Annotated in this window: 8 protein-coding genes and 1 pseudogene; 1 reads left to right on the top strand and 8 read right to left on the bottom strand. The window is 64.3% G+C overall.

Annotated elements, in window-relative coordinates; all coding sequences use genetic code 11:
- From QZ281_RS06375 to QZ281_RS06345, 7 genes and pseudogenes are all read right to left on the bottom strand, one after another.
- Positions 1 to 440: pseudogene (locus QZ281_RS06375) on the bottom strand (metal ABC transporter permease); the annotation flags it as partial.
- Between the two features lie 148 nt (positions 441 to 588).
- Positions 589 to 1605 carry a beta-eliminating lyase-related protein gene (locus tag QZ281_RS06370; RefSeq protein WP_292226075.1) on the bottom strand — a complete coding sequence of 339 codons (1017 nt, stop codon included), beginning with the start codon at positions 1603 to 1605 and terminating at the stop codon, positions 589 to 591.
- Positions 1605 to 2528 (bottom strand): mechanosensitive ion channel family protein, encoded by a 924-nt coding sequence (locus tag QZ281_RS06365; protein ID WP_292226070.1) that lies wholly within the window; start codon positions 2526 to 2528, stop codon positions 1605 to 1607. The genes QZ281_RS06370 and QZ281_RS06365 overlap by 1 nt, the downstream gene beginning before the upstream one ends.
- Before the next feature lie 45 nt (positions 2529 to 2573).
- Positions 2574 to 4271, bottom strand: a complete 1698-nt coding sequence (locus tag QZ281_RS06360; protein WP_292226067.1) for a cisplatin damage response ATP-dependent DNA ligase — start codon at positions 4269 to 4271, stop codon at positions 2574 to 2576.
- Positions 4272 to 4366: 95 nt separating this feature from the next.
- Positions 4367 to 4846, bottom strand: a complete 480-nt coding sequence (locus QZ281_RS06355) for an RcnB family protein (RefSeq protein WP_292226064.1) — start codon at positions 4844 to 4846, stop codon at positions 4367 to 4369.
- Between the two features lie 124 nt (positions 4847 to 4970).
- Positions 4971 to 6794, bottom strand: a complete 1824-nt coding sequence (locus tag QZ281_RS06350) for an ATP-binding protein (RefSeq protein WP_292226062.1) — start codon at positions 6792 to 6794, stop codon at positions 4971 to 4973.
- Positions 6795 to 6883: 89 nt separating this feature from the next.
- Entirely contained in the window at positions 6884 to 7180 is a 297-nt protein-coding gene (locus QZ281_RS06345) for a BolA family protein (protein WP_292226107.1), read from the bottom strand.
- Between the two features lie 45 nt (positions 7181 to 7225).
- Between QZ281_RS06345 and QZ281_RS06340 the strand changes: the two genes are divergently transcribed.
- Positions 7226 to 7894 (top strand): J domain-containing protein, encoded by a 669-nt coding sequence (locus QZ281_RS06340; protein WP_292226060.1) that lies wholly within the window; start codon positions 7226 to 7228, stop codon positions 7892 to 7894.
- Between the two features lie 10 nt (positions 7895 to 7904).
- Here QZ281_RS06340 and QZ281_RS06335 read toward each other — a convergent pair whose 3' ends face one another.
- Positions 7905 to 8669, bottom strand: coding sequence for an N-acetylmuramoyl-L-alanine amidase (locus tag QZ281_RS06335; RefSeq protein ID WP_363297500.1), 765 nt, complete (start codon positions 8667 to 8669; stop codon positions 7905 to 7907).
- Between the last annotated feature and the right edge of the window lie 107 nt (positions 8670 to 8776).

Genomic DNA, 8776 nt, shown 5'->3' with positions numbered 1-8776 from the left:
GTCCGCGACAGGGCGCCGGAGCGTTTGGTCTGGTGGAAGTCCAGCGACAGGCTCAAGGCATGGGCGAAGGCTTCCGCCGCCGTCGCCCGCTGCGCCGCCGCACGAACCGGCGCGAAGACGACATCGGACACAAGCGGCGCACTGGCCGACAGAAAGCGAATGATGGTCCAGCCAATGGCGAAGGCGGCAAACCCCCAGCCCATGGCGACCGCTGCGCCCTGCCCCGCCGCCAGTTTGTTGACGGCTGCACCCAGCACCAACGGCGCCAGAACGCCCAGCCCCTTGCCTGCCAGCGTCACGATGACCGCGAACGCCAACCTCAGCCGCAGATGCGACGCACCCGAGCGCGCCACCAGACGCGACAGATCGGCCAGCGCCTGCAGCATGGGCGGACCGTCAGCCTTGTCCTGAAGGGTTCCGGCCTGCTGGGCCTTCATCATGGGGTCGCGCCGACCTCCCGAGCGTTCGCCGCGTATCGCCATGATCCGCATATGGACGCCGTATGGGGCCGCCGAAAGGCCGCACCCGATTTCAGGTCAACAAATCCGGTTTAAACAGGGACTTGCGCCTGCGCCCTGACACCTCTGGTCAGTTGATCGTGGAAATCGCCTCAAGCAGTTCATCGACAACCTCTTCGGTCGTCGCCCACGAACAGACAAATCGCACCGACCCGTCGTCAAACTGATAGCAGGCCCAACCGGCGGCGTTCAGACGGGCATGGGCGTCGTCCGACATCCGCACGAAGACCGCATTGGACTCAACCGGGTGAGCCAGCACGAACCGTGACCGCGTCACGATGCCATCCGCCAGACGCCGCGCCATAATATTGGCATGCGCCCCGCCGCTTTCCCAATCGCCGCTCTCCAGCAGACCCAACATCGGTCCAGCCAGCAGACGCGCCTTGGACGCCACCTGTCCCGCCTGTTTCAGCCGGTTGTCGAACCGCCGCGCCAGCGACTTGTCGAACAGGACGATCGCCTCGGCGCAGTTGGCCCCCGCCTTCGCCCCGCCGAACACCAGGATGTCGACGCCCAGACGGGGAATGTCCTTCAGATCAAAACCCGCCGCCACCGCATTGGCCAACCGCGCTCCATCCATGTGCACGCCGTAGCCCAGCGCCTTCACGGGTTCGATCAACTGGCGCAGTTCTTCCTCGGTGTAGACTGTGCCGTATTCCGTCGCCTGGGTGACCGACAGAGCAGCAGGCGGCTGACGGTGGGCGACTTCAGCCTCAGACAGTTGCGCACGCAAAGCCACGGGATCGATCCGCCCCGAGAAGCCTGGCAGGCCGATCAGGCCGACGCCCTGACCAAAGAAGCCGGGCGCGCCCGTCTCGTCCGTGCAGACGTGGGCCGCGTTGTGGGCCAACACGGCCTCAAACGGATTGGCCAGCATGGACAGGGCGATGGCGTTGGCGGCTGTGCCGCTGAAGACGAAACGCACCTCGGCGTCGGCGTCCAGGCGCTGTCGGATCTGATCGGCGGCGCGTTCAGTGATCTCGTCGCGTCCATAGGCGGGCACATGGCCCGAGTTGGCGCGGATCAGGCCCTCAACCGCGCTTGGCGCCATGCCAGCGGTGTTGTCGGAACCAAAGTCGTAACGCATCAGGCCGTCTTTCCGTCCGTCGGCGCCGAACGCGACGCCGAGGTTTCATTTTCATAGGGTATGGCGACCTGGTGCGGGTACGGGATGTCGATCCCCGCCGCATCCAGCGCTTCCTTGCCGCCCTGCATGATATCCGCCTGCGTTTGCCAGAAATCGACGACATTGACCCAGGCATGCAGGGTGATCTGCACTGAACTGTCCAGCAAGGCGGTGACGCCGGTCCAGGGTGCGGGGTCTTTCAAAATCTTGGGATGCGCGCTGGCGACGTCGGCCAGGACGGCGCGCGCCTTGTTCAGATCGTCGCCATAGCCGACGCCGAACTTGATCTCGATGCGCCGCGTCTTCTGGCCAGTGATGTTGGTCAGCGGGTCGCTCAGAACCTTGGAGTTCGGAATGACGATCTTGTGGTTGTTGCCGTTCGACAGCTGGGTCGTGAACAGGTCCAGACGCTGGACGGTGCCGGACATGCCGCCCACATCGACCACGTCTCCGACGCGATAGGGCCTCAGCACCAGCAGCATGATCCCCGACGCCACGTTTGACAGCGTGCCCTGCAGCGCCAGCCCCACGGCCAGGGACGCCGCCCCCAGGACTGCTATGATCGAGGTCGTCTGGACGCCCAGGCGCTGCAAGACAGCGATCATGCCGACGATGATGACGACGGCGCGGACGACCTGTGCTGCGAAACTCAGAACCGTCGGATCGTGCCGGAAGCCGCGCACCCGCGACAAGGCCCGCCGCGCCGCACCGGACGCCCATTTCGATGCGAACACGGTCGCCACGAAAATCAGCGCGGCGATGCTCAGGTTAATTGCCAGATCGCCCGCAGCGTCGGTCAACTTGGCCAGCATTGCGGCGTCGACGGCGAACGCCTGTCGCGCTTCCGTAACGACCTCAGTGATCGGGGTGGCGTTGGTGAACATAGGCCGGGTCTAACGCCTCGGCAGGCGATTGGAAGCCCTGGGAAGTCAGTTTTTCAGGCTTTTTGCGACACGTCCGCCGCCGCCTTCGATGGCGTCCAGCAAAGCCATCACATCCGTGATGGTGTTCGCCTCGCGCGCCGGCTTGTCCCAGCGAATGCGGCTTATGCGCGGGAAGCGCATGGCGATGCCGGACTTGTGACGACTGGAGCGCTGCAGCCCCTCGAACGCCACCTCCAGCACCAGGCCAAAGTCCCGCTCGGCGCGCACGGACCGCACCGGCCCGAACCGCTCGACCGAGTGATCGCGCACGAACTTGTCGAGTTGCTTCAACTCCTCATCCGTAAAGCCGAAATAGGCCTTGCCCACCGGGGTCAGCGTCCCATCCTCGGTCCAGACGCCGAAGGTGTAGTCGGAATAGAAGCTGGATCGTTTGCCGTGGCCGCGCTGGGCGTACATCAACACCGCGTCGATGACGTGGGGATCACGCTTCCACTTGAACCAGGGCCCCTTGGGACGTCCCGCCAGATAGGGACTGTCCCAGCGTTTCAGCATCAACCCTTCCGCCGCCGCGCCGACCGGTGGATCAGCGCGCAAACGGGCCAGTTCGTCCCAGTCCGCATAGTCGACCTGCGGCGACAGCTGCAGCCGCTCTCCCCCATGCTGTTTGACCAGCGCCGCCAACCGCGCCCGCCTTTCGGTCAGGGGCAGCGACCGCAAATCCTCACCCTCAGCCGCCAGCAGATCATAGGCCATGACGCCTGCCGGATGGGCCGTCATCAGCTTGGCGTCCACGGTCTTGCGGTTCAGTCTCTGCTGCAGGTCGCCAAACGGCGCAGCTTGGCCGTCGCGCATGACCAGAAGTTCGCCGTCAATCGCACCTTCGAACGTCAGGGCCTGCATCACATCGGGAAAGGCGCCGGAAATCTCGTCGCCCGTGCGCGAGTACAGTTTCGCCACGCCCTGTTCGCGCACCGCCTGAACGCGAATGCCGTCCCACTTCCATTCGGCGGCATAGTCTGCGGGTGACAGCTTGGCGAAATCCGCCGACTCATCCAGCGCCACGGCCAACATCACCGGCCGGAAGCGACCCGGTGCGTCGGGGCTGGGCCGCTCCGCCCTGCCCTCCAGCCAGGCGAACAGGTCGACATAGGGCGGGTCAATCGCGTGCCAGACCTCCTCGATGTCCGACACATCGACGGGCGTCAGGCTTAGAACCTGCTCGCCTCCATCGGGGTCAGGCGGCGCGGACACGGCATCGGGCCGGATCATCGCCGCCGCCGTCTTGGCCAGCCGGGCCGACAGACCTATCCGCAAAGCGCCAGTGACCAGTTTCAGCAAGGCCCACCGCCCCTTGGGCTCCAGCGCATCCAGCCAACCTTCGATCAGAGGGCGGACCTCATTACGGCTGGCGCGGCTCAGCGCATCCACCACCTCCGACAGTTCCGGCTCACGGTTGGGCCGGTGGTCGGTGGGCACAGGCCAGATCAGCGAGACCGTTTCCGCCAGATCGCCGACGTAATCATAGGACCAGCCGAACAGCACCGGATCGACCCGTGCCTCGACCGCCTTGCGGATCATCGCAGGCTTGGCTGCATCAAACCCCAGATCACCCGTCAGCGCCGCCAGCGCCCACCCCCGATCCGGGTCCGGCGTCGCCCGCAGATAGTCACGCAGCAGAACCAGCTTGGCGTTGCGCGACGCAGTCAACGACAGACGATCCAGAAGCTCGGCGAAGGCGCGCATGATGATCCATTCAGGGCGCCCATCACGTCGCCGTCAAACCACAACGAAAAACGCCCCGGAGGTTTCCCTCCGGGGCGTTCAGCGCATCGGCAGGATCAGTTGAACAGGCCGGCGATCACGGCGGTCACCAGACCCGTTGCGACCACGGCCAGCACCACGTCATTGCCGCTGCGGACATAGTGAGAGCCGCGCGGCGGCGCGCGCAGGCCGTAACGGCTGTAGTCGTTCACCACATAGTTGTTGGTGCGGTAGTAGGAGGGCATCCGTTGGCCATAGCTCCAGCTGCGGGTCGCATAGCCGCGTGGGGCGACATAGCGCGGGGCGTTATAGCGGCGCTGGGCCTGCTGCCAGCGGGCGTAATCGCGTTGGTCCTGGCGATAGTCGCGCTGGTCATGACGCGGCGCCGGACGCTGGTTCTGATATTGGTTCGCGCGGGGATCACGACGATCGTAGCGATGATCCTGACGCTGTTCATAGCGGTGGTCGTTACGCGATTGGGCTGAGGCTGCGCCTGCAGCGCCCACAGCGGTCGTGGCCATAACAGCGGCCATTGCGGCGGTGAGAAACTTGTTCATGACGAGGTCTCCTTCTGCGGCCGAACGATTTCGACTTGTCCGCAGAATGGGCCCTGACGTCTGAGACGCATCTGAACCGTGCTGGTCGCCTCCTGTTCAGGCGAAGACCCAGTTTTCGCCTTAATCAGGCGGCGGCGGAGTGTTCTGCAATCGGCGCCTTGCCGCTGACAGCTGCGCGCCCGCCAGACGCCCGTCCCATAAGGTCAGCCAAGGCGGCGAAATCGATGGGTTTGTTCAGATAGGCGTCGGCGCCTGCGTCCAGACCCGCTTCGTGGTCTTCATTCCGGGCCGAGGCCGACAGGACGACGATCGGCGTCTCTGCATTAGGCCCTGCGCCGTTACGAATGGTGCGCGTGGCGGTCAGCCCGTCCATCACAGGCATGTTCACATCCATGATGATCAGGTCGAACGGCTGCTCATTCGCCGCCTGGATGGCCAGGGCGCCATTTTCAGCGGTGGCGGTGACGTGGGACGAGGTGCTCATCCACGCCTCAAGGATCATGCGGTTGACGGGATGATCCTCGACCACCAGCACCCGCAGCGCCTGACCTGCGCCCGCCTTGTCCTCGGCTTTCTCGACCAGAGCAGGCTTGGCCCATTCGACCACCTCGGCCTCGACCGACAGAGTGAAGGTCGAGCCTTCGCCCAGTTTCGACGTCACCGAGATATCGCCGCCCATGATGTTGGCCATGCGGCGCGCGATCGTCAGTCCCAGGCCCGTGCCGCCGAAACGGCGCGTGGACGAGGCGTCGACCTGGGTGAAGGGTTGGAACAGACGATCCAGATCCTCCGACGAAATGCCGGTGCCGCTGTCGGTTACCGAAAAGTCGAACCGCACCCGTTGGTCCGAAATCCGCTCCCCGCGCAACAAATAGCGGACCTCGCCGTATTCAGTGAACTTCACCGCATTCGACAACAGGTTCTGGACGACCTGACAGACCCGCAAGGGATCGCCGCGCACCACGGTCGGCAGTTCGCCTTCCAGAACAGTGACGAAGCCCAGCCCCTTGGCTTCGGCCTGGGCCTCGAACGGGCCGGTGATGCGCTTCTGCAGGTCCTCCATGACGACATCGACGACCTCGAAATTCATCTTGCCCGCCTCGATCTTCGTCATGTCGAGGATGTCGTTCAGCAGGTTCAGAAGGTTGTCGCCCGAGTTGCGGATGATCGACAGATATTCCCGCTGGGTCGTCTCCAGACGCGTGGCGCTGAGCAATTGAGCCGCGCCCAGAACGCCATTCATCGGCGTGCGCAGTTCGTGGGAGATCACGCCCAGGAAATTGGACTTGGCGTCATTGGCGGCATTGGCCCGGTCCCGAGCGGCCTCCAACTCGGCGATCAGATGGGCCTGATGGGTCTGGAAGGCCAGAATCCGTTCTTCGCGCAGCATGGTCATGGTCACCAGAACGAACAGACCGGCCGCCGTGAAAGGCAGAACCCCCAGCATCGACCAGAACTCCGGCGTCCCCCACAGGCTCAACAGGATAATGGTCGCCGCCGCGCCATAAGGCGAAGAAATGATCACCGCCTGACGCGGCGAACTGCGCAATTGGGCGAAGACCAGCACATAGCCGGAGATAATGAGCGCCAGGGCCAGCGGCTGGCCAAAGCCGGACGGAGAGAACCAGGCCATAAGCGGGGCCACCGCCCATGCGCCGGTCGTCGCCGTTGCGACCAGCGGGAACACGAGTCCCCAACCGCCGCCGTTATCCACCTGATTGCGCAGGCGATATTCGACCCACCCGCGGAACGAACCGGCGCCAAGGGTCAGGATGAACCACAGAATCGCCTGCCACCAGCCGACCGTAGCCAAAAGGCCCACCGCCCACGAGGCGATGATCAGATAGCGAAGGTACTGGGTCTGCAGAATGGCGGTCAAAGCCTGAGCTGCGTCGCCGACCCGTTGTTCTGCGGGAATCGCTCTTGCGACGCCGTCAGTCTCCACCATCGATCAGCCCCCACCTTCTGTTGGTGGCGCAACGCTAGAACGAAGGTTCTAAGACGAAGTGAACAATGGTCTTTGCTGAAACCTGGGGTTTAAGAGACTTCAGAAGGCGTTAAAGCCTTGATTGATAAGGCATGGACCGGACCTGACAACTCAGGGCGCAACAGGGCGTTCACGGTGCGCTGGCGTGCAACCCGTGACTGTCCCTCGAAAACCGGCGACACAATCACTAGATTGAAGTGGCTCTCGCCGCCGGGCTTGGCGTCCATGCCCCCTTCATGGTGGTGACCGGCGTGTCGCCAGCTGTCATCTTCGAGCTCAAGCCGTTGCGGCGACAGCGCGGCGGTGAGTTTTTCACGGATAATCGCCGCTATGGGGCCTTCCGACATGATCGTTTCCTTGATGCCGTCCAATTCGGCCCTACACTTCGTGTGATGTCCGCTTCATTTCAATACAAGCCACGCTTCACCGATATCCGCGTGAAGCCGCCCAAGCCCGAGGAAGAGGCCGCCAAGGCTGACGTGCTTCACCTCAAGCCGGGTGAGAAGCCGTGCCAGTGGCCGGACTGCCGCAAGGCCGCCGCCGCCAAGGCGCCCAAGTCGCGCGAGCGGCTGAACGACTTCTATGAGTTCTGCCAGGCGCACGCGGGCGAATATAACAAGGGCTGGAACTTCTACGCCGGCATGAGCGAGGGCGAGGTCCGCGCCGCTCAGGAAAACGAGGCCATGACCGGCGGCCGCCCGACCTGGGAGATGAAGGCGGGCAAGTTCACGCGTGAAGCCGCGGCAGCCTCGGGCAAGACCGGCACACCCAACACGGGCACAGCCGGTTCATGGCGCGACAGCTTCGGTCTGTTCGGGCGGCGTGGCGATCAGGCCCCGCAGTCTGCGACCGAGGATCGCCGCATCGGCAAGCTGGAGCGAGCGGCGCTGGCCGACCTCGGCCTGGAACCGGGCGCGGACAAGGACAAGGTGAAGGCCCAGTACCACGACATGCTGAAGCGTTTTCACCCGGACACCAATGGCGGCGACCGTGGTGCAGAAGCCAAGCTGCAGCGGGTCATCAAGGCCTACAAGAGCCTGAAGAAGGCCGGACTGGCTTAAGCGGTCAGCTTCAGGGCTGGCCCATCGCGCCGCCGCTGGACGCCATCATCAGAGGCGCCTGCGGCTGGCTGAAATAGCGGTCGATGCCGTCGGCGACGGCCTTCATCATGCGGCGACGAACGCGTTCGTCGCTCAGGGCGCGCTCGTCCTCGGCATTGGTGATGAAGCCCATTTCCAGCAGGACAGCAGGCACATCCGGCGCCAGCAGAACGGCCAGACCAGCATCGCGGTGACTGCGACGCAGCAGCGGACGGTCGGTCGCCTCAAGATGGGTCAACAGAACCCGGGCGAACTGCGCTGAGCGATTCTGCGTCGCACGCTGGGTCATATCCAGCAGGATGCGGTCCACTGACGGATCGCGCCCCGGCAGATGCAGATCGCGGTGCCAGTTGTCGCCGCGCGTGAACTCACGCACCGCCCGGCCCGCGCCCTGTTCGGACAGGGTATAGACGCTGGCGCCCCGGATCGCCGGATCAGAACCCGCATCAGCGTGCAAAGAGATGAACAGGTCGGCATTCGCCTGACGCGCGATGGTGACGCGGCGATTCAGATCGACATAGCTGTCGTCCGAACGCGTCATGTGCACGCGATACTTGCCGGTCCGCTCCAACTCGGCCTTCAGCGCCAGGGCGGCGGCCAGAGTGATCGTCTTTTCGCGCACATTGGCGCCCGCTGCACCGGGATCCCGCCCGCCGTGACCGGCGTCGATCACGATCAGGGGCTTTTCGGTGCGACGCGGTTCAGCGGCGCGCGGCGCGACACGCGCAGCTGCCACTCCAGTTTTATCTCGTTATGCAGGTCGTCTTCGCTCACAGAACTACGTCAAAGTCCGGCCATGATTTCGATTTCAGCTGCCTGGATATCGTCTGGATGACCCTGGAT

The sequence above is a fragment of the Brevundimonas sp. genome (assembly GCF_018608325.1).
In the GTDB taxonomy this organism is placed as follows: Bacteria; Pseudomonadota; Alphaproteobacteria; order Caulobacterales; family Caulobacteraceae; genus Brevundimonas.
Note: the sequence above shows the minus strand (reverse complement) of the source record. Positions and strands in the feature narration are given on the sequence as shown.

Bases quoted from the DNA above. Each gene is read 5' to 3' on its own strand.
- QZ281_RS06345 (WP_292226107.1), bottom strand. From the start codon at position 7,180: ATGTCGGAAGGCCCCATAGCGGCGATTATCCGTGAAAAACTCACCGCC.
- QZ281_RS06365 (WP_292226070.1), bottom strand. From the start codon at position 2,528: ATGTTCACCAACGCCACCCCGATCACTGAGGTCGTTACGGAAGCGCGA.
- QZ281_RS06370 (WP_292226075.1), bottom strand. From the start codon at position 1,605: ATGCGTTACGACTTTGGTTCCGACAACACCGCTGGCATGGCGCCAAGC.
- QZ281_RS06350 (WP_292226062.1), bottom strand. From the start codon at position 6,794: ATGGTGGAGACTGACGGCGTCGCAAGAGCGATTCCCGCAGAACAACGG.
- QZ281_RS06360 (WP_292226067.1), bottom strand. From the start codon at position 4,271: ATGCGCGCCTTCGCCGAGCTTCTGGATCGTCTGTCGTTGACTGCGTCG.
- QZ281_RS06340 (WP_292226060.1), top strand. From the start codon at position 7,226: ATGTCCGCTTCATTTCAATACAAGCCACGCTTCACCGATATCCGCGTG.
- QZ281_RS06355 (WP_292226064.1), bottom strand. From the start codon at position 4,846: ATGAACAAGTTTCTCACCGCCGCAATGGCCGCTGTTATGGCCACGACC.